The organism is Dietzia massiliensis, from assembly GCF_018390595.1.
GTDB classification, from domain to species: Bacteria; Actinomycetota; Actinomycetes; order Mycobacteriales; family Mycobacteriaceae; genus Dietzia; species Dietzia massiliensis.
The window spans coordinates 1-21,481 of the sequence record NZ_JAHBAV010000025.1; the positions used below are offsets into that span (position 1 = coordinate 1).

Sequence of the window (21,481 nt, forward strand, 5' to 3'; positions counted from 1 at the left end):
AATCGAAGTACCGGATCGCCGGACTAGGCGTACCCACTGGCCCTATCCGCCACTCATTGAGACGATCGCGGCGGATTTCGAGCCGGAGAAGTACGAGGACGACTACCAGAATCAGCTCAAGGAGCTCCTCGAAGCCAAGGCGGCCGGGGGAGAGACGTTCACGGTCGAGGAGCGTGAGGACGACTCCGACGACGACGGTGACGACGAGGTCGCCGACCTGCTCGCCGCCCTGCGGGCGAATGTGAAGGACCGTGGGGGAGACGCCGACGCCAGCGACGATGACGACTATGACGAGGACTCCGGCTCCGGAAAGACGGCGCCTGCCAAGAAGAGCAGCTCGAGCTCGGCGAAGCAGCCCCCAGCCAAGAAGACGGCGGCGAAGAAGGCGCCCGCCAAAAAGGCCACGGCAAAAAGGCCACGGCAAAAAAGTCGACTGCCAAGAAGTCGACGTCGTCCAAGTCGGGTTCCGGCAGTTCGGGCTCAAGCACGGCCAAGAAGTCGACAGCCTCGAAGTCCATCGCCAAGAACTCGGCCTGATGTCAGAACTGCTCGGGGCAGGTCTGGCAGATCAGGTGGCACGCCACCTCCCGTGGCTGCGCGACCTCTACCGCCACTTGCACCGCCACCCGGAGCTCAGCGTGGCCGAGCACGCGACGGCGGATCAGATCGAGCGGGAACTCACTGCGCTGGGCCTGGAGTCACAGCGCATCGGCGGGACGGGCGTCGTGGCGGTCATAGGCAACGGCGAAGGCCCCACCGTCCTCGCACGCGCCGACATCGACGCACTGCCGATGCAGGAGGGCACCGGCCTCGACTATGTCTCTCAGACGCCGGGCGTCATGCACGCGTGCGGCCATGACGCGCACGCGGTCGCGCTCCTGGGCGCGGTGCGGGTGCCGTCAGAGCACCGTGAGGGGTGGAGTGGCACGTACATCGCGGTGTTCCAGCCGGGGGAGGAGACAGCCGCAGGTGCCCGGGCGATGATCGAGGACGGCCTGCGGGACAGGGTGCCCACTCCTGACGTGGCGCTGTCGCAGCATGTGATGCCCACGGCGGCTAAGACGATCGGCACGGTGACGGGTCCGGTTCTCTCGGCCGACGAGTCGCTGCGGATCACGATTCACGGTCGCGGGGCGCACGGCTCGATGCCGCACACATCTGTCGATCCGGTGGTTCTCGCCTCGTCGGTCGTCCTGCGCCTGCAGACCATCGTCTCTCGGGAGGTGGAGCCGGGGCAGTTCGCGGTGGTGGCGGTCGGGGCGCTCACCGCCGGCACCATGGCGAACATCATTCCGGATGCGGCGGAACTGCTGCTCAATATCCGCACGTAGGACCTGGCCGTGCGGGAGCGGGTGATGGCGTCGATAGAGCGGATCGTTCGCGCCGAGTGCACGGCCGATGCACCTCGCGCGCCGGTATTCTAGTACTTCGACCAGTGCCCGCGCACCAGCAACGACGCGGAGGTCACCGACCAGGTCACCTACGCGTTCGTCGAGCACTTTGGGCCGCGGGCGGTGTACGAGGCCACCCGCGTCACCGCGTCGGAGGACTTCTCCCGCATCCCGGATGCGTTCGGGGTGCCGTACACGTATTGGATAGTGGGTTCGGTCGACCCGGCCCGCTACCGGGACGCACTGTCCGCGGCGCGGCGGCACCGGAGATACCGGCCAATCACTCGCCGCACTTCGCGCCGCGGGAGGACCCGTCCCTGCTCACGGCGACCCGCGCCCAGGTCGTGGCGGCGCCGGCCTACCGGGGCGCCGAGGGCCGGGCTGTATAGACAACGACGACAAGTCCCCGCTTGCCGCTCGGCCCCCGCGGTCACCACGGCGGCGGAACTAGCTGAAGTGAGCCGGGAACGGCATCGCTGAGCTTTTCGCGGTCGAGGCTGAGGCGCGAGCGCTGAAGAGCTCGTCCATTGTGACCCCGGCGTGCGGCGGACCGTCGACGAGCAAGTGGACGGCACCCGCCAGCTCGCGACCGTTGAGTTCGACGGGGTGACGGCGCCGCATCTCGGGGCCGGATGTCGCGTCGCGTCTCGAGAGGGCGCGCTCGCGCATCCTCATCGCGCTGGCCGCGGAGCAGGTGGGCCTCGCGCGGAGGTGCCTGGAGATGGCGGTGGAGTATGCCGGGACGCGTCAGCAGTTCGTGCGGACGATCGGCTCCTTCCAGGGCATCAAGCACAAGCTCGTGGATTTCCTGGTGGCGATCTAGCTGGCCGAGGCCACCGTGCTGGACGCCTCGGGAGACGCCGAGCGCGGTGGTGCGGAGGTGGCCGACCTCGCCGCGGTATCCCGGGTGCTGGCCTCGCGGGCTGCGATGACGGCGGCGGAGGAGGCGATCCAGGTGCACGGGGGGATCGGATTCACCTGGGAGCATCCGCTGCACCACTACTTCCGGCAGGCGAAGGCCGATCAGCTGGTGTTCGGCGACGAGTACGCGTATGTCCAGGCGATCGGGGAGTCCCTCACTGTTCGGTGACGTCAGCTCCACCTCTCCACGAACGCCAGGGTCGTGGTGTCGGCGGTGTCGGGATCCGAGGCCGTCAGGAAGTGCTAGCCGCCGTCGACGACCTGCTCGCCGCATTGCGAGCGAGGGTGAGGGACCACTTTCGTGACGCCGACGCTAACGAGGATGACGACGCCGGGGCAAGATTTCCACCCCCGGCTGTGGGCTATCCGGGGCAGTGGTTTCAACCTCGTGGGTTCGACGTCGGGAGCGAAGCAGTAGAACGCGACGCCCCGCCCATCGAGTGCGAGGACGGGCGCGGCGGCGCAGGTGGACTCTAGAGCGGTGGTGGATCGCCCAGAGGACTCGCGCGATCAGGCCATAAAGGTGCGGCCCCTCACCCCTTCTCAGCGTGATGCCGGGCGAGAACGGACCGGCCGTCCCTAGCCCCGCCACCACTACTATTGCGTCGACTGGCTCGGAAAAGATGGCCAAGGGTGGAGCTCTGCGCTGGCGCCGGACACGCCCGCAATCCCCATACCAGCAGGAAAAGTGTCGTGACAACAAGCGTCGGCCAACGGCGGCGGGGTCGTGGTCTCACGGAGGTGAGACCACGTACCCCGACTGAGAACGAGTGGAGACGGAGCGAGCCCGCAGCGTGACCCGTTTCGGTGAATCCATGTTCATCGTGTGAACGACCAGTGTTGAGGCGGCCCTCAGCAAAGTAGTGTCATAGTTTGACCCGATCGCGTCCGCTGAAGCGGGTCGCTTCTGTGTGACTGTCTAAAGGAAAGGACCCTGGAGTGGATCTGCGGGACCTGTTGTCCGTACTCCGAGCCCGCTGGATCGTCATCGTGGCTGCAACGCTCATCGGGGGTCTCTTGGCGCTAGGGATGAGCTTGCTCATCCCCCCGAGCTATCAAGCGAAAGTCCAGTTCTACGTGACCGTCGCCGGCGGGGATTCCGCTGCGGCGGCCTACCAGGGTTCACTCGGCGCTCAGCAGCGCGTGCAGTCCTACGCTGCGCTCGTCAAGAGCACGAACCTCACCCAGCAGGTGGTGGACACCGTCGGGGCTGACCTCGCCCCTGCCCAGGTGGCGGGCCAGACCACAGCCACTGCCGATGCAAAGACCGTTCTGCTCAACGTCGCGGTCACGGATTCCGACCCGCAGCGTGCACTGCAGTTGGCGGAGGGCTTCGGTGAGGTCCTCCCCGAGGCCATCAACCGCCTCGAGACCCCGGATGGCGGCGGCCCGGCGCTGGCGAAGCTCACCGTGGTCAATCCGCCCGCCTTGCCGACTTCGCCCATCGCGCCTAAGACCGAGCAGAACGTGGCGATCGGGCTCGTCCTGGGGCTTCTCGCCGGCATTGGTATCGCGCTCCTGATCAACGCTTTCGACCGCACGGTCAAATCCTCGGAGCAATTGGAATCGATCGCGGGTAAGCCAGTCGTGGGGTCGATTCCGTTCCGCAAGGCGGAGGACAAGGAAAAGGGCGCCGAGCACATCGTTCCGTTCCGTGAAGGACACTCCCCGGCGGCGGAATCCTTCCGGCGGCTGCGGACCAACCTGCAGTTCCTCAACGTCGACAATCCCCCGCGCGTATTCGTGCTGACCTCGTCAGTGGCCACTGAGGGCAAGTCCGAGACCGCAATCAATCTCTCGCTTGCCCTCGCCGAGTCCGGTAACCGGGTTCTGTTGATCGAGGCGGACCTCCGCCGCCCCCTAGTGGTCAGTTACATGTCCATGCCGGACAAAGTGGGCCTGACCAACATCCTGTCCGGTCAGGCCAAGTTCGCCGACGTGGTGCAGGAGACCCGACACGACGGCGTGGACCTGCTGGCATGCGGCCCGTTGCCGCCCAACCCCTCCGAGCTCCTCGCCTCCGATATGGCGCGACACCTCGTCAACGAGCTGCGCAGCAAGTATGACTACGTGATCATTGACTCTCCGCCGCTTCTCCCTGTAACGGACGGCGCGTTACTCGCCAGGATCACAGATGGCGCACTGCTCGTGGTCCGCTCACACCGGACCACCGCAGATCAGGTCGCGCAGGCAGTGGACAACCTGGCGAAGGCAGACGCCACCCTCTTGGGCATCGTGATGGTAGCCAACAAGCCCGCGAAGAAGGGCTCAGCCGGGTACTACGACTCGTACTACTACTCGTCCAAGACATCGTCAGCAGCTGGGGGAGCCTGAATGATCTTTCCAGTGCAAAGCAATTGTGGACCAGGGGGGGATTGAGATGACCGGGGAGGTCGAAGCCGAACGGTTCAGAGGGTTTTTTCGTCGCCCCATCGGTCTCGGCACATCCCAGTGGATTGCCGTCGATGCCGTCCTGTGGGCGGCGATGTTCGTCCTTGCCCTGTGGATGCGATTCGATTTTTCGGTGGACCGGCTGGCTCAATCCCTGCGGATGGGGAGCGCGTACCTAGTTCTAGTTGCGCTCATCGTGGTGACGTGGATCGCAGGCTGGCTGGTCGGGTTGTACCGCGGCCGATTCGTGCCCGGCAGCGTTCTGGAGAGCAGCGTCGTGACGTTCGTCTTCTCGGCGGCCACGTTCACGGTTTTCCTCGGGCACATCGTCGGAGGGCAGTACGAGGCGGTCCCACGCTCCACGTCCATCGTGACCGGAGCCTTTACCATCCTCGGCGCGCTCGTCCTCAGATCGCTAGTGCGGCGAAAAAGGCTATTCGGTGCAGGTCAGACAAAGAATGCGGAGCGTGCGCTGGTCTTCGGCGCCGGTGACGGCGGTCTCCAGCTCGTGCGCCAACTTCGTCGATCAGACGTCGCCCACTTCAATCCAGTCGGCATTCTGGACGACGACGCAGGCAAGCGCCACATGGTGATCGAGGGTGTTCGCGTGCATGGTGGACGCGATAAGATCGAAGAGCTGGCCAAGAAGACGGGGGCTTCCACCCTCCTGCTCGCGGTGCCGAGCCTGCCGAGCGACGAACTCATCGACATTCGTGACCGGGCGGAAGAGGCAGGACTGCATGTCCTGGTGTTGCCGCCACTCGATTCGATGATGCGGGGTCGGGTCGCTGCGGATGAACTTCGTGAAATCAACGTGAATGATCTGTTGGGACGAAAACCAGCCCAACTCAATCAGACGCAGATCGCCGAGTACCTTCGCGGAAAGCGAATTATGGTGACCGGTGCGGGAGGTTCGATCGGTTCCGAACTGTGCCGCCAGATTAGCAGGTTTCGGCCTGCTGAACTGATGATGCTTGACCGAGATGAATCGGGGCTTCATTCGGTCCAGCTTTCTCTTCAGGACCAGGCGATGCTCGACGGTGACGACACCATCCTCGCGTCGATCCGCGACCGGAGTTCAATCTTGGACATATTCGCCCAGCGAAAGCCTCAGATTGTATTTCATGCCGCTGCGCTTAAGCATATGCCTCTTCTTGAGCACTACCCGCTGGAGGCTCTCAAAACTAATGTTCTCGGAACACTGAACCTGCTCGACGCCGCTTCAATGAGCGGCGTAGAGACCTTCGTCAATATTTCTACGGATAAGGCCGCGAACCCAAGTTCGGCACTGGGTACGAGCAAAAGGATAGCGGAAAGACTCACTGCGGCAGAAGCTGATAAGAACGAGCGCGCCAAGTACGTATCTGTTCGATTTGGCAACGTTCTCGGTTCGCGCGGTTCAGTATTGACGGTATTCGAAAAGCAAATTAAGGACGGCGGTCCCCTCACGGTGACTGACCCCGAGGTCGACCGCTTCTTCATGACCATCCCCGAGGCCTGCCAGCTAGTGCTCCAGGCCGCAGCTGTCGGATCGAGTGGTGACACGCTCGTCCTGGACATGGGCGAGCCCGTCAAGATTGCACAAGTGGCCAAGACGCTTATCGAGCAGTCTGGAAAGCAACTAGAGATTATCTACACCGGTCTACGCGACAATGAAAAGCTGTCGGAGGAACTATTCGACGACTCGGAATCGCCGCAGGTCAGTAACGAGCACGGGGCTCTCTCCGAAGTTCGCGTGCCGCCAGTAGCGTTTAACCGGAGTGAGATCGATGCCATCTCGGATCACGAGCAGGCGAGGAACTGGTTGGACCGGAATGTGTACCCGCTAGACCACGCCCGGGACGACAGCCCTCCCTGCAGGCGGCCACATCTGATTGAGAGCGAGAACTTGCGTTAATGGAAATTACAGTAGTCGGCCTTGGGAAAATTGGTCTTCCGCTTGCCGTTCAGTTCGCCCGTTCTGGGCACCAAGTGTACGGTGCGGATGTCAATCAAAACGTTGTGGACTTGGTTAATAGCGGAACAGAGCCGTTCCCGGGTGAAGCACACTTGGCGGAGTACCTTGCAGAGGTCGTATCCGCCGGCGCTCTCGTTGCTCAGACCGATACCGCGGAAGCGGTATCGAAGAGCGATGTCGTCGTGATTGTGGTGCCGCTGTTTGTTGATGAAGAGGCCCGTCCGGACTTTAAATGGATGGATTCCGCCACCAGCGAGATTGCGCGTGGACTCCGCTCGGAGAATTCAACTCTTGTAATATACGAGACCACCTTGCCTGTAGGCACGACAAGAACCCGGTGGAAGCCTAAACTCGAGCACGAATCCGGCCTGACTGAGGGAATAGATTTTCACGTCGTCTTTTCCCCGGAGCGGGTGCTTACCGGACGGGTCTTTGAGGACCTTCGCAAGTACCCCAAATTGCTCGGTGGGCTCTCCGAGGACGGTGCGCGCCGTGCGGGCGACTTCTATGAACAAGTCCTCCAGTTTGATGACCGCCCAGACCTCGAGCGAGGCAACGGCGTGTGGGACTTGGGTTCGGCGGAGGCCGCCGAAATGGCGAAACTCGCTGAGACTACTTACCGGGACGTCAACATCGGATTGGCAAACCAGTTCGGGGTGTTCGCAGCGAAGAACGGCATTGATGTCTACCAAGTTATTGATGCGAGTAACTCGCAGCCGTATAGCCACATACACCGGCCGGGAATCGCCGTTGGTGGGCATTGCATTCCCGTGTACCCACGGTTGTACCTGTGGAACGACCCGGATGCCACCGTGGTCCGTGCTGCGCGCGAGGCCAACGCAGCGATGCCGAGTTACACCGTGGGACTTGCCGTCGGTGCCGCTGGCGGGTCACTCGAGGGCAAGAAGGCAGTCGTTCTCGGCGCCGCCTACCGAGGCGGAGTCAAGGAGACGGCGTTCTCCGGAGTTTTTGCTACTGTGGAGGCTCTTCGGGAGGCTGGCGCTGAGGTGAGCGTCCACGACCCCATGTACTCAGACGACGAGCTACGTGGCTTTGAGTGGGAGCCGTACACCTTGGGACGTCCCGTTGACGTTGCCGTTCTGCAGGCTGATCACGGATCCTACCGCGAGCTCTCGGCCGACGACCTGCCCGGGGTAAGCATCGTCGTGGACGGGAGACGGGCCCTAGACCCCGGTCGTTTCGGCTCAGCGACCTTCCTCGTTGTGGGACGCGCTCTCGACGGGACCGACGGCTGATGGCGGCACGTGTAGTGGACTCCGCGGACGTTGCGGAGACGGCGATAATTGGCGACGGATCCGCGGTGTGGCATCTCGCTCAGGTGCGCGAAGACGCCCGAGTCGGCGAAAACTGTGTCATCGGACGAGGTGCCTACGTAGGCACAGGTGTGACGATGGGCAACAAATGCAAGCTTCAGAACTATGCGCTCGTCTACGAACCCGCCGAACTCGAAGATGGTGTGTTCGTCGGTCCTGCCGCGGTTTTTACCAACGATCACTACCCACGATCGATTTCGCCAGACGGTTCCCTCAAGCGCTCAAACGACTGGGAGGCCGTGGGCGTTACGTGCCGCACGGGAGCTTCTATCGGGGCTCGTGCGGTGTGCATTGCGCCAGTCACCATTGGTCGCTGGGCAATGGTCGCGGCAGGGTCCGTGGTGACCAAGGACGTCCCCGATTTCGCGCTCGTCGCGGGCGTTCCTGCTCGCCGCATTCGCTGGGTCGGTAAGGCCGGGGTGCCGCTCGAGGCCGTTGGGGATGGTGCGTGGACGTGTCCGCAGACTGGCGACCGGTACCGCGAAACCGGAGATATTTTGACCGAGGAGACAGAATGATGGACTTCATTCCCCCCGCCAAACCGATTATTGGTGATGAGGAACGCGCCGCGGTCGACCGCGTAATGCGTAGCGGCATGATCGCGCAGGGGCCGGAAGTACGGTCGTTCGAGGAGGAATTCTCAGCTCACTTCGGCCTGGGCCGTGAGTGTGTTGCAGTAAACTCTGGGACCTCGGGCCTTCACCTCGGCCTACTTTCCAGCGGCATCGGTCCCGGCGACGAAGTCATCGTCCCGTCTTTCACCTTCGCTGCAACCGCCAACTCCGTCGCGCTCACGGGCGCAACGCCGGTGTTCGCGGACATTGACCCCCACTCGTTCTGCCTTTCCCCGGCAGCGGCTGAGGCCGCAATCACTGATCGCACGCGAGCGATCATGCCGGTCCACCTCTACGGCCATCCGGCAGACATGCCTGCCATCCTTCGCCTTGCAGAGTCCCGTGGCCTCGAAGTCTACGAGGATGCGGCACAGGCGCACGGTGCATCCCTTAATGGGACTCCAGTTGGGGCCTTTGGCCGGTTCGGCATGTTCTCGCTTTACCCGACGAAGAACATGACTTCCGGCGAGGGGGGCATGGTCTCCGTGGCAGACGCCGAAACTAGTCGCAAGATGCGGCTCTACCGTAACCAGGGCATGGAGAAGCAGTACCACAATGAGGTCGTGGGTCTGAACAACCGGATGACCGACATCCACGCTGCAATCGGGCGGGTCCAGCTCACAAAGGTCGATGGTTGGACCGAGACCCGCCGGGCCAACGCAGCGCACTTCGATGCCCACCTCGAGGGAGTCGTGGTGCCTCCGGTGGCGGACGGCGCTCGCCACGTTTACCACCAATACACGGTACGAATCCCGGAGGACCGCGACGGTTTCGCTGCCGCGCTTAAAAGTGAATTTGGGGTGGGGTCAGGGATGTTCTACCCGGTGCCCAACCACCAGCTCACCCCGTTTACTGTCGACGTCGACTTGCCGGAGACAGCAATCGCCGCAAAGGAGTGCTTATCACTCCCGGTGCACCCGTCGATTGGGGAAGCCGAGATAGATCGAATCGTCACCGCGGTAAACGCACTGGCAAAGGCGGGTAGCTGACATGGCGAATCTAAGGGCTGGGCTAATTGGGCTCGGAATGATGGGGCGACATCACGCACGCGTTCTAAGTTCACTCGAAGGCGTTGACCTGGTTGCTGTCGCAGATCCAGCCGGAGACACTTTTGGGGTCGCCGGGAGCCGGCCACTGCTCGCGACGATTAGCGAACTAATTGAACAGAGAATTGACTACTGTGTGGTTGCTGTGCCCACCAGGTTCCACGAAGAAGTGGCACTGGCACTCGCGAGCGCCGGGGTCCATGCACTTATTGAAAAGCCGATCTCCCACGATGCGGCATCCTCTCTGCGGATAGTAGAAGCGTTCGAGAACGCAGGCCTAATTGGCGGCGTGGGTCACATCGAACGCTACAATTCCGCCATCCAGCAGGCTCGAGTCCGAATCGGCAACGGCGATCTTGGCGATATATATCAAGTTGTGACCAGGCGCATCGGGCCGTTCCCTGGGCGGATTGCGGATGTAGGGGTAATTAAAGATTTAGCCACCCATGATGTTGACTTGACTACATGGGTGACGCAGCAGAAGTTTGTAACCGTATCTGCGCATACTGGCTTCAAGTCCGGGCGTGAGCATGAGGACTTAGTGGCGGCAATCGGTAAGCTCTCGTTTGGCACAGTGACCAACCATTTAGTGAATTGGCTGTCGCCGTTGAAAGAACGAACGACCGTCATCACTGGTGAGAGAGGCACATTTGTCGCTGACACATTGACTGCTGACTTGACGTTCTTCGCCAATGGCAGTGTGGAGACTACATGGAGCGAGCTTTCACAATTTCGAGGAGTGTCGGAGGGCGATTCAATTCGATACGCTTTCCCCAAGCCCGAGCCGCTGAAGGTGGAACACGAGTCGTTCCGCGACGCGATCATGACTGGGGACGGGGAGGTCGTGTCACTAAGGCAGGGTATGGAGATCGTGCACGTTGCAGAGGCTTGCATTCAGTCCGCCAGTAACGCTGGAACCGCAGTTTCAATACCGGTCACGACGCAGAACCAGTAAGACCAATGAGTAAAGGTGTCCGCAGAGCTGGCCTGACGATCCTGATCGGTTCGGCCGGTGGGATGATCGTCACTCTAGCAGCGACTCCATTGTTATCCAGAGTGTATGAACCGTCCGAGTTCGGAGTTTTTGCAACAGTCCTGGCTACAGCCTCTGTTGGCGTCGGTTTCTCCAGCCAAAGGATGGAGGTTCTTGCCCAAGGAGAGTCTAGGAACTTTCGGAGGGTAGCTATGTTGCGAATAGCGCTATATTTAGCAACGGTCTTTTCGCTAGTCGTTACTCTAGTAGCGGGATTGCTGGTCGCGTTCGGGCTGGCCGAACCAATATGGATTATGGTTGGTCTAATAATCTGGGCGGCTAGCTTAGCTCCGATAGGGACCGCAGCATTGGTAATTCGCCAGCGGTATCGAGTCCTCGCAATCCGAAACTTTTCACACCAATCATCAACGGCCGTCTTTCAGACGGTATTGGGATTCTTCGGCTTGGGGCCTCTAGGGCTGGCTTCGGGGTTTGTCCTCGGCCGATTGACATGGCTGAGGTCGGTGGGTACGACCCTGAGAGGTGAAAGCGACCTCATCCGACCGGTGTGGCGCGAAAGTAGGAGGCCGGCAGTTTACGCTGGCAGCAGTGCGTTGGTAAACAGCGCCTCGGGCCAGCTGCTACCGATCCTGGTGATGGCACTATTTGGCCCGGCGGTGTCGGGAATCGTAGCTATGGCTCTACGTACATCGGTGACTCCACTTAATGTTGTAGGGCAGGCGGTTGCCAGTGCGGCCGCGGGAGAGGTGGGGGCCGCCATACGCGCAGGCGACAACGGCAGGGCACGGAAGATAATCAAGCAAGGAATGCGAGACCAGGCCTTGATCGGGATTGTCCCTTGCGCCATTGCGGCCGCAATCGCACCGGCTATCGCGGCACCGATTCTCGGCGCAGAGTGGGGAAAGGTTGGTATAGCAATCTCCATCTTGGCAGTAGGCGGCTACTTTCAGTTTGTCGCCGCGCCGTTCAGTCAGGTTCTCAACATCAGCGGTAACAATCGCTCACTGCTCTACTGGGACCTGTCAAGACTAGTTATCTTTGTGGGCGCTATCGTAGTTCCAGCGCTCTCCGGCTTTGATTGGACGGTATCGCTCGGAGCGTACAGTACTGCGCAGGTGCCGATATACATTGCGATGATCATACTTATATTCTCGTCGGTTGCAGGTCCAAGTCGACAAGTTAACTTGCATTCTCCCTAACCGGCTCGGCAACATAGATGCCGATGAGCAAGAGAGGTAAGAACATGCGTAGAATCGATGTAGCGCACATAACAACCGCCCATTCTCTTCTGGATAACCGGATACGACGCAAAGAGTGCGCTGGGCTCGTAAAAAGAGGATACTCCGTTGCAATAGTGGGCCCGGGTCGAGCCGAGGAAAGTAAAGCCGAGTTGGAAGACGGTGTACAGGTAGTAAGGCTGGAACCGCCACGCTCCGGGGGCAGATTAGCGCGAGCGGTGTTTGGATCAATGCGGGTGATGCGTGAACTTCTGCGAACTAATCCGTCTGCAGTGCATGCGCACGATCCCGAACTCATCCCAGTTCTGATAGCTCTACGCGTCTTACGTCCGAAAATTAGAACGATCTATGATGCGCATGAAGATCTTAAGGCACAAATTACGGGCAAATCCTATATCAGGCGAAACGCTCAGCCAATTGTCACGAAGCTAGCGTCCCTCTTGCTGTTTCTCGTGGAGCGGGTTGTTGGAAACGTGGTCGCTGCCACACCAGCTATTGCAAAGACTTTCCCGAATGCAAAGAACCTTTGCATTGTCCAAAACTTTCCTCTACTGGATGAGTATCCCGAGCCAAGCGATGTGAATGATTTCGACACGGCGATATATGTTGGCCGGCTATCTCAAATCAGAGGCAGCCGTCAAATCGTCGAAGCACTTGACCAATTGAACGGGTCCGTCACGTTGAGCGTCGCTGGTCCTCTCGATGCCGTCACGAAGCAGATAATTGACCATAAGCCAATTGGGGTTTCTTATGAGGGGGTAATTGGAGCCGATCAGGTTCCCAGCTTCATCGCAAAGGGATTTGCCGGCTTAGTCCTGTTCCAACCACATCCCAACCATATTGAGTCTCAGCCTACAAAATTGTTTGAATATATGGCCTCCGGGCGGCCATTTATAGCATCGAACTACCCCCATTGGATCAACCTTATGGGAGGAGAAGAATGCGGTTTGTTTGTGGATCCACTGGATGCCGGGCAGATCGCTAATGCTTTGCAACTCTTGAGTTCAGACAAAGAAATGACGCGAAGACTGGGGAGCACTGGCCGGCGCCTGATAATAGAGAAATTTAGCTTTGAGCCGGAGTTAGCGACGCTATCTAAGTTCATGACAGGTTTGGGAATCTTCCCCGGGGCAGAACAAGGCGTACACGAGGGGAGTGCCGAATGAAGCTACTAAGTGTGGTTGGCGCTAGGCCGCAGTTTGTCAAACTGGCACCAATAGATAGGGTGGCTCGAGAGCGTCGAATCGAGCATGTAATAGTTCACACTGGACAGCACTACGACGATATTATGTCAGATAGCTTCTTCAGAGAATTGGGTATCTCCGCACCGAAACACAACCTCCTAGTTGGTTCCGGGTCGCATGGAGCCCAGACAGGCAGAATGCTCGAATCAGTTGAGGCCGTGCTCGTAGGTGAACGGCCCGACGGCGTCATTGTGTACGGCGATACAAATAGCACAGTCGCTGCTGCACTCGCAGCTGTAAAAGTGCACATCCCATTGTTCCATCTTGAGGCCGGACTCCGCTCTTTCAACCGAAGAATGCCGGAGGAACACAATCGAGTGATAACGGATCATTGTGCAGATCTGTGTTTGGCTCCGACGAAGCTGGCTATGAGAAATCTAGAATCCGAAGGCCTCTCGGATCGGTCGATTATTGTGGGCGACGTCATGGCCGACGTGTGTTTCGAGACGGCGCGAAGGTTCCCCGACAATCTTCGCGTAGACCTCGATATCTCGCTCGCGTCCGGCTATTATTTAGCTACGATACATCGAGCAGATAACACGGATGATCAAGAACGACTCCGGGAAATCGTGGAGAGCTTATCCCGGTTGGATAGGCCTGTTCTACTGGCTGCGCACCCGAGGCTTGTGTCCAAAGCCACCGCTCACGGGATTGATATCGAAGCGGGCGTGATTGAACTAATTGACCCCCTGAGCTACCCAGATATGATCCGCGCCGTGAGGGATGCGTCATGCGTTATTACTGATTCGGGAGGTTTGCAAAAGGAATGCTTTCTACTTCGCACTCCGTGTCTGACGCTTCGATCGGAGACAGAGTGGCCGGAAACTGTAGAACTCGGTTGGAATACTCTAGTCTCGCCGATGTCCCTCCCGAACGTCCTGCGGAGTTACGATCCTCCCGCTACACGAGCAGAGCCTTACGGAGCCGGAGATTCGGCGCAGCGTGTCATCGATAGCATTTATGGTTTTTTTCGCGATTCACGAGGCCTGCCTGGCTCCGAGCATTCTTAGGGCGCGACATCCACCAAGTGGGAGTGACCTCGGTTTATTGGAGTGGATTCCTGATCCCGGCTAACGATCGGGCCTCTTTGGCTGCTGATTCTTTTCCGTTTGGCCCGAAAAGATCTCGTGCAATAAGGGGCCGGGCTAGTTCGGTCCGTGTCATCAGATGACCGCGCCCGACCGGGTATGTCTTTCACTCAAGGCTGGAGTCAGGGAAGTGGACACGCTTTGAATGCGTTGTTTTGGGAAAGCAGATTCAGGCTTGCCGACAGGGTGATGCCGGTAGACATAGCTACTCGATTGAAGAGGATGTGAGCATGATGGCGAACGTTACGTATATCCATCAGCACTTCAAGTTGCCTACAGAGTCGGGTGGTAGTCGTCCGTACGAGTTTTCCCGCCGGCTGGCCTCGGACGGGCATAATGTAACCGTGATCTGTGGGGGATCTCGGTCGCGCCGTACGACGGTGGACGGTGTGCGAATCATATATATTCGAGCGCCATACAGTGGCCGAATGAACTTTGGCGGGCGTGTTCTGTCATTTGTCCGTTTCATGCTTGCCGCCTCATTGGTTTCGATTTCCACCCGTGCAGACATTGTCTTCGCAAGCAGTACCCCGCTAACGGTGGCGGTTCCAGGGATTTTAGGCAGCTTGGCTAATCGCGCACGATTTGTATTCGAGGTCCGCGATTTATGGCCGGCCGTACCTATCCAAATGGGCCAGCTGAGTAATCCGGTCTTGATTCGTGCCGCAAGGCTGCTCGAGCGTTGGGCTTACAGAAAGGCGGCCAAGGTAGTCGCGCTATCGGATGGTATGGCCAGGGGGGTCAGGGATGTTGAATCAGATTCGGATATTGTTGTTATCCCCAATGCCTCAGATGTTGAAACGTTCGACTCTGGAGACTTGCCAAGCCGGTTAGATGCAAAACGTTTGTTGAACGTCGACGATGGCCCACTTCTAGCGTACGCTGGGAGTTTGGGGATAAGTTACGATCCCGAGTGGATAGCCGATTATTCTTCGGCGCTGATTCGATTTGGCGTCCAGGTGAGGATTGCAGGCCAAGGCGCTGGCATGGAGACGATAGCATCAAGGCTCATCCAATCAGGAATAGATCCGGAAACTATCCTTCTCGGAGCAGTGCCAAAATCCAAGGTTGCACTTTTGCTTAGGGCATCTGACGCCACTATATCTTCCTTGGCGGAATACCACTGCCTCGAAGACAATTCTCTCAATAAAGTGTTTGATTCCTTTGCGGCGTCTCGCGCTATAGTGGCAAATCATGCTGGGTGGCTTTCCGATATCATTTCGACCGAGTCGGTTGGGCTGATTGTGCCCCGCGAGGCCGAGGTTGCGGCGGCTAACACGCTGCGGTGGCTGGAAACCCGTGACGTTGCGGGTGAGGAATCTCGCGCAGGCCGACTCGGCCGTGTTGAATATTCGAGAGAGGCGCTCTATCGTCTTTTTTATTCGGCAGTTACCGGTGAGTCAGTGCGGCCAAGTGGATATTCCGGAGATTATTAGCTCTGTCGGAATTCGAAAAGGAGACTCTCTATGCGTGTGACTGTGTTCGGTACCGGGTATCTGGGTGCGACCCATGCCGCCTGTATGGCGGAGTTGGGGCATGAGGTGCTGGGGGTGGATATCGACGAGGGCAAAATCGAGCGGTTGAGGCGGGGTGAGGCGCCGTTCTACGAGCCGGGGTTGCCGGAGATCCTGTTGCGGCAGGTGGAGGCCGGTCAGTTGCGGTTCACAACCGACTATCGCGAGGCGGCCGAGTTCGCTGATCTGCATTTCATCGGGGTAGGTACCCCGCAATGCAAGGGTGAGTTCGCGGCCGATACCTCGCATGTGGAGGAGGTGGTGGCGCGGCTGGCGCCGCTGTTGACTGGAGATGCGGTGTTGGTGGGCAAGTCGACGGTGCCGGTGGGGACTGCGGTTCGGTTGCAGGGGATCGTTGACCGCGGGGTGCGTGAGGGTGTGCGGGCCGAGGTGGTGTGGAATCCGGAATTCCTGCGCGAGGGTTTTGCAGTCAAAGACACGCTCACGCCTGATCGGATCGTGATCGGGTTGGCGGGCGGTGAAGCGGTGCGGGGGCTGGCCCGAGACTTGGTGAATGAGGCGTATGCGCCGATCCTCGAGTCCGATCCGTGTCCGGTGGTGGTGACGGATCTGGCGACGGCGGAGTTAGTGAAGGTCAGTGCGAATGCGTTCTTGGCCACCAAGATCAGCTTCATTAACGCCGTTGCCGAGGTGTGTGAGGCGGCGGGTGCGGATGTGACCGTGTTGGCGGATGCGATCGGGATGGATCCGCGGATCGGGCGGCGCTTTCTGAACGCGGGTTTGGGTTTCGGTGGCGGATGCCTGCCCAAGGACATCCGCGCGTTCATGGCCCGTGCCGGTGAGTTGGGCGCTGATCAGGCGATGACGTTTCTGCGGGAGGTCGACTCGATCAACATGCGCCAGCGGCAGCGTATGGTTGAGCTGGCCACCGAGGTATGTGACGGAACTGTACTCGGTAAGACGGTGGCGGTGCTGGGGGCGGCGTTCAAACCCAACTCCGACGACGTGCGGGATTCGCCAGCGCTGAACGTGGCCGGAATGCTCTCCCTCAAGGGGGCGACCACCGTGGTGTACGACCCGCAGGCGTTGGACAATGCCCGCGCATTGTTTCCTACGCTGGCGTACGCTGGGTCGGCGCTCGAAGCGTGTGAGGGAGCGGACGTGGTGCTGGTGGCCACCGAATGGGCCGAGTTTCTGAAGCTGGAACCGACAGACGTGGCGCTGGTGGCGCGCGGGCGAATCCTGCTGGACGGCCGCAACTGCATGCCCGCCGAGCAGTGGCGCCAGGCGGGCTGGACCTACCGCGCCCTCGGATTTGCGCCCCATCCGTAACTGTCACGCCCCGGGTTTTGTAGAGGGTGGTTATGTGGCGTCGACGGGTGTCCGCGTACACCCTGATATGTCGGTTTGGGGACAGGTTCATATGTAGGTCGGTGTTCGGCGTTCCGTAGTTGTTCGCCGAGGTGGGTGGGCCACCCTTGGAGTCGTCTTCCGGCAAGTTGACGATTTCCGAAGGGTGGCCCACCCCCATGATCCTGGATCAGAAGTCCTGGATGAATATCCGACGTTTCAAACAGCTGCATGCCACGGGCATGACGTACGCCGAGATCGGTCGCGAGTGCGGCTGTGACTGGCGCACGGTACGCAAGTACCTGGCTGAGGATGCCCCGACGGCGCCGCCGTCGTCGCCCTCGCGCAAGGGCTCCCAGAAGGTGGCGATCACCGAGGTGATCGCAGCGCTGATCGATGCGATGCTGCGAGCCTGCATCGATATCAAGGCCACAGTGATCTGCGAGCGTCTCGCCGACGAGCACGACGTGCATGTGCACTATCAGCCCTGAGTTCCACAAGTTGACGTCGTTCCTGGCCGCTTCGTTAGGCTCGCTGCAGGTCACGAGTTTGATCATGTGGCGCGCGGGTCACTAATCGAGCGGAATTTGGAGGTGGTGGATCTGTACGTGGTGCAGTCCAAGACCGCCTCCGGGGCCATCGGCGTGCAGATCTGGGAGAAGATCCGCGGTCGGCGCCAGATGATCGCGCACATCGGCTCCGCCCACACGCCCGGCGAGCTTGCGGCATTGATCGCCAAGCAACGAATCAATGCTGACCAGCACGAACTCGATCTCGGACTAGAGGACCGAGCATCGGCGGTGATCGATCTGCCCGCCAGCTTGTTAGGGGCGTGCTTCGGATAGCAGGGTTCTGATGATCGGGTAGCGCGAGTATGAGCATCGGATAGCGGTGCCGGTCCTCGTGTGCTCGTGTCGGTTCTACGCGTGGCAACCAGGCTGCGCGTGGATCCGAACAGGAGGCACGGGTGACTGATTACCGATTGGTGATGTCGCTACTGCTGCAGGACAGGTCCTACCGGGACATCGAGGCGATCGCGGGTTGCTCGCATCGCACGGTCGCGAAGGCGAAGAAGGTGTGCCGCGAGCACGGGTTGACCGCCGCCGGCCAGGTCGAGGCGCTCAGCGTCGAGGAGATCGACGTCTTGTTCGCCGATGGGCGCAAGACGCCGTCGAAGGAGTTCGTCGCCTTCGACGTGGCGGCTGCCGTGAAGAAGCGGACGGGCAAGAACAAGCTGCCGCTGCGGGTGCTGTGGGCGAACTACCTCGACACTGACGGCACGCCGGGGCAGCGCCACTACAGCTATCAGCGGTTCTGCCGGATAATCGGCGAGTACGTCGAGGTCAACGAGCTCACGATGCGAATCGTGCACGTGCCCGGGCACACGATGCAGGTCGACTGGGCGGGCACGAAGATGGCCATCTTCGATCCCGTCATCGGCACCAAGACCACGGTGTCGGTGTTCGTGGCGTCGCTTCCGTACTCGGGGATGGTCTTCGCATGCGGCTGCTTGGACGAGAAGATGCCGAACTGGCTCGACGCGCACTTGCAGGCGTTCGAGTACTTCGGCGGCGCGGCGCAGGTGATCGTCCCGGACAACGCCTCGACGGCGTCGAACCAGATCGCCCGCGGTGACCGGGCCCGGGAGGTCAACCGTGAGTACCGGGACTTCCTTGAGTATCACCAGACCGCTGCCGTGCCCACTCGGCCGGTGCGCCCGACGGACAAGGGGCACGTCGAGGCCGGGGTGAAGGTGGTGACGAACTGGGTGATCGGCCGGCTGGCCGATCGGCGGTTCGCTAGCCTGGACGATCTGAATGAGGCGATCGCCGCCGAGGTGGGGGCGATCAACGACCGGACCCCGTTCCGCGGCCAGAAGATCAGCCGACGGGAGCTGTTCACCGAGTGGCGGATAGGGCCAGTGGGTACGCCTAGTCCGGCGATCCGGTACTTCGATTTCGGCGACTCGGTACTCCTTGGGGCGGGCGGGGTGGTCTGCTCGGGGTGAGGCGGCGCGACTGCGCCGCTTCTTCCTATTTGAGGAGGCTGATGTGGCCGAGTACAAGGCCATCATGACGTTGGCGCTGGCCGGGCATAGCTACAGCGAGATCGTCGCCGCCGTCGGGTGTTCGCGTCGGGAGATCGCGGCGGTGAAGAAGACGATCACCGCGTACGGCATCACCGCCGGCCAAGCGTCGTCGATGAACCCGGCCGAGATCGCCGGGATGTTCCCCGACGGGCGCAAACGCGTCTCGGAGGACTACGCCAAACCGGATTTCGATCGGGTGCTGGCGTCGATGAAGTTCAACCGGCACTTCACCATCCAGCAGGCGTGGGGCAAATACCTCGCCGACCCCACTGGGGCCGGGAAGAAGTACGGGTACTCGCAGTACTGCGCCCTGTTCGCCGAGCACGCCCGCATCAAGGACGTCGTGGCCACGCTGCATCACGAACCCGGCAGGACGATGCTGGTCGACTGGGCCGGTGACACCCTCGAGGTCCTCGACGCGGTCACCGGTCAGGTCACCAAGCTGTACCTGTTCGTGGGGGTGCTGCCGTACTCCGGTGCGGTGTTCTGCCGCGGCTTCACGGATATGAAGTCGCCGTCCTGGATCGACGCGCACGTCGCCGCGTTCGACTTCTTTGGCGGAGCGCCGCAGATGGTGGTGCCCGACAATCCGACCACCGCCACCCATCGGCAGGCCAAGGGCGAGGCGGCCAGGGCGGTCAACGTCCGCTACCAGCAGTTAGCCGACCATTACGGCACCGCGATCGTGCCGGCGCGGGTCCGCAAACCCCGCGACAAGGCGGCCGTAGAGTCCGCGGTGGAGGTGGTCAACAAGCGCGTCATCGGGTACCTCGCCGAGGAGGTGTGGACCACCGTCGAGGCCCTGAACTCGGCGATCGACGAACGGGTCGCGGAGATCAACACCCAGATTCGCCGGGCTGACGGGACGACCCGGTGGGAGCGGTTCGAATCCGACGAATCCCCACTGCTGGCCGCCCTGCCCGACGACGAGTTCGCAACAGTCGAGTGGAAGCAGCTCAAGGTTGGGCGGAACTATCACATCTCCTGCGACTCTCAGTACTACTCGGTGCCGTACACCTTCGCCGGTCAGCTGCTGCGGGTCCGGCTGACCGCGCAATCGGTGACGATCTTCGATGGCGACCAGGTCGTCTGCGAGCACCCACGGCGCCACGGCCGCAAAGGCCAGTACTCGACCGTGCTCGCTCACGCCCCGAAGTCCCATCAGGGTATCGACGGGCTCTGGTCGCGGCGGTGGTTCACCGACCGTGCCCGCGGGTTCGGTCCCGCGACCGAGAAGGTGATCGCTCAGATCCTGGATCGTCACGTGATCGAGGCGCAGGGCTATCTGGACTGCCAGAACATCCTCGACACTCTCGGCAAGCGCAGTCGCCAGCGGCTCGAGGCAGCCTGCCAAGTGTTGCTCAACCAGAACAGCGCCGGTAGTTACAGCGTGCTCAAACGCGTCATGGCCACCATCGACTCCGACGGCAAGGCGCCCCGTCCCGCCGTGCCGGCGGCCGCCACACGAAAGCCCCCACCACCGGCCGGAGCCCGAGACGACGGCGCGATCCAAGTCCGGTCGGCCGATCACTACTCCCGCGGCCGCACAGGAGCTGGTGCCTGATGTTCACCGAGATCGATCACCAGAAGTTCCGCAACCTGCGCATCACGCACGTGGCCACCCGATTCGAGGAGCTCATAAGCGATGAGGCCAACGACGAGCTCACCCCGGAGCAGATCTTCCTCACCGCCGTCGACGACGCCCTGGACCAGCGCCAAGCCCACCGGATCGACAAGCTCATCCGCGCCGCCAAGTTCCCGATCCCGCAGGCCTCGATCGCCGAGATCAACTACCAGGAAGGACGCGGGATCACCCCGGTGCGGATGAAACGCTACGCCGGGCACCACTGGCGCCAAGACCCCACCAACCTGCTGGTCCTCTCACCGACCGGCGGCGGGAAAACCTACCTGGCCTGCGCGATCGGCATCGCCGCCTGCCAGAACGGGCACACCGTCACCTACGCCCGCATGGACGAACTCGCCCGGCGGCTGGTCATCGCCCGCGGCGACGGCATCCGCCACCAGAAAATGCTCAACGACCTCTCGGACGTGGAGCTGCTCATCATCGACGACTTCCTCACCGTGGGCATCGACCCCGAAGCCGCGAACGACTTGTTCGCCGTGCTGGCCAACCGGGAGCACCGGCTGCCGACGATGATCGCTTCCCAATCCCGGCCGGCGTACTGGGTCGAGGCGCTGCCCGACCGGGTCGCCGCGGACTCCATCGTCAACCGCCTGGCCAACAACGCCCGCGAGATCAACCTCGGCGAAGTCGACATGCGCCGCCAACGCGACGACCAAGCCCGAGCCACTACCGGCTACTGGGAGTAACCCCCGACGGTGCCGGCC

The 21,481-nt window shown here is 61.1% G+C and carries 16 protein-coding genes and 2 pseudogenes; 17 read left to right on the forward strand and 1 reads right to left on the reverse strand.

Features of this window, described 5'->3' with window-relative positions:
* A partial coding sequence (locus KHA85_RS18280) for a hypothetical protein (RefSeq protein ID WP_213185502.1) occupies positions 1–424 on the reverse strand: 424 nt, incomplete at its 3' end.
* 112 nt (positions 425–536) lie between these two features.
* Between KHA85_RS18280 and KHA85_RS17995 the strand changes: the two genes are divergently transcribed.
* The 17 genes and pseudogenes from KHA85_RS17995 (at position 537) to KHA85_RS08895 (ending at position 21,463) form a co-directional block, all read left to right on the forward strand.
* Positions 537–1,331 (forward strand): amidohydrolase, encoded by a 795-nt coding sequence (locus KHA85_RS17995; RefSeq protein WP_236885414.1) that lies wholly within the window; start codon positions 537–539, stop codon positions 1,329–1,331.
* Between the two features lie 781 nt (positions 1,332–2,112).
* Positions 2,113–2,481, forward strand: a pseudogene (locus tag KHA85_RS08815) (acyl-CoA dehydrogenase family protein).
* A 770-nt stretch (positions 2,482–3,251) separates the two neighbouring features.
* Positions 3,252–4,646, forward strand: a complete 1,395-nt coding sequence (locus KHA85_RS08820) for a tyrosine-protein kinase domain-containing protein (RefSeq protein WP_213185503.1) — start codon at positions 3,252–3,254, stop codon at positions 4,644–4,646.
* A gap of 46 nt (positions 4,647–4,692) precedes the next feature.
* Positions 4,693–6,600, forward strand: coding sequence for a polysaccharide biosynthesis protein (locus KHA85_RS08825; RefSeq protein ID WP_213185504.1), 1,908 nt, complete (start codon positions 4,693–4,695; stop codon positions 6,598–6,600).
* Entirely contained in the window at positions 6,600–7,916 is a 1,317-nt protein-coding gene (locus KHA85_RS08830) for a nucleotide sugar dehydrogenase (protein WP_213185505.1), read from the forward strand. Before KHA85_RS08825 ends, KHA85_RS08830 begins: the two co-directional genes overlap by 1 nt.
* Positions 7,916–8,512, forward strand: coding sequence for an acyltransferase (locus KHA85_RS08835; RefSeq protein WP_213185506.1), 597 nt, complete (start codon positions 7,916–7,918; stop codon positions 8,510–8,512). The genes KHA85_RS08830 and KHA85_RS08835 overlap by 1 nt, the downstream gene beginning before the upstream one ends.
* Positions 8,509–9,597 (forward strand): DegT/DnrJ/EryC1/StrS family aminotransferase, encoded by a 1,089-nt coding sequence (locus KHA85_RS08840; RefSeq protein ID WP_213185507.1) that lies wholly within the window; start codon positions 8,509–8,511, stop codon positions 9,595–9,597. The genes KHA85_RS08835 and KHA85_RS08840 overlap by 4 nt, the downstream gene beginning before the upstream one ends.
* A 1-nt stretch (position 9,598) precedes the next feature.
* Positions 9,599–10,609 carry a Gfo/Idh/MocA family protein gene (locus KHA85_RS08845; protein WP_213185508.1) on the forward strand — a complete coding sequence of 337 codons (1,011 nt, stop codon included), beginning with the start codon at positions 9,599–9,601 and terminating at the stop codon, positions 10,607–10,609.
* Between the two features lie 1,282 nt (positions 10,610–11,891).
* Complete coding sequence (locus tag KHA85_RS08855; protein ID WP_236885418.1) at positions 11,892–13,052, forward strand: glycosyltransferase; 1,161 nt, start codon at positions 11,892–11,894, stop codon at positions 13,050–13,052.
* Complete coding sequence (wecB, locus tag KHA85_RS08860; protein WP_213185511.1) at positions 13,049–14,140, forward strand: non-hydrolyzing UDP-N-acetylglucosamine 2-epimerase; 1,092 nt, start codon at positions 13,049–13,051, stop codon at positions 14,138–14,140. Before KHA85_RS08855 ends, wecB begins: the two co-directional genes overlap by 4 nt.
* Positions 14,141–14,451: 311 nt before the next feature.
* Entirely contained in the window at positions 14,452–15,654 is a 1,203-nt protein-coding gene (locus KHA85_RS08865; protein ID WP_236885419.1) for a glycosyltransferase family 4 protein, read from the forward strand.
* A gap of 30 nt (positions 15,655–15,684) precedes the next feature.
* Positions 15,685–17,025, forward strand: coding sequence for a UDP-glucose dehydrogenase family protein (locus KHA85_RS08870; RefSeq protein WP_213185513.1), 1,341 nt, complete (start codon positions 15,685–15,687; stop codon positions 17,023–17,025).
* A 197-nt stretch (positions 17,026–17,222) separates the two neighbouring features.
* Positions 17,223–17,534 carry a hypothetical protein gene (locus KHA85_RS08875; RefSeq protein WP_213185514.1) on the forward strand — a complete coding sequence of 104 codons (312 nt, stop codon included), beginning with the start codon at positions 17,223–17,225 and terminating at the stop codon, positions 17,532–17,534.
* A gap of 117 nt (positions 17,535–17,651) precedes the next feature.
* Positions 17,652–17,864: pseudogene (locus KHA85_RS08880) on the forward strand (IS1634 family transposase); the annotation flags it as partial.
* A gap of 146 nt (positions 17,865–18,010) precedes the next feature.
* Positions 18,011–19,051, forward strand: coding sequence for an IS21 family transposase (gene istA, locus KHA85_RS08885; RefSeq protein ID WP_308936903.1), 1,041 nt, complete (start codon positions 18,011–18,013; stop codon positions 19,049–19,051).
* Between the two features lie 43 nt (positions 19,052–19,094).
* Positions 19,095–20,696 (forward strand): IS21 family transposase, encoded by a 1,602-nt coding sequence (gene istA / locus KHA85_RS08890; RefSeq protein ID WP_213185516.1) that lies wholly within the window; start codon positions 19,095–19,097, stop codon positions 20,694–20,696.
* The gene (locus KHA85_RS08895; RefSeq protein ID WP_213185517.1) at positions 20,696–21,463 is read left to right on the forward strand and encodes an ATP-binding protein; all 768 of its coding nucleotides are present in this window, start codon (positions 20,696–20,698) and stop codon (positions 21,461–21,463) included. Before istA (KHA85_RS08890) ends, KHA85_RS08895 begins: the two co-directional genes overlap by 1 nt.
* Positions 21,464–21,481: the final 18 nt, after the last annotated feature.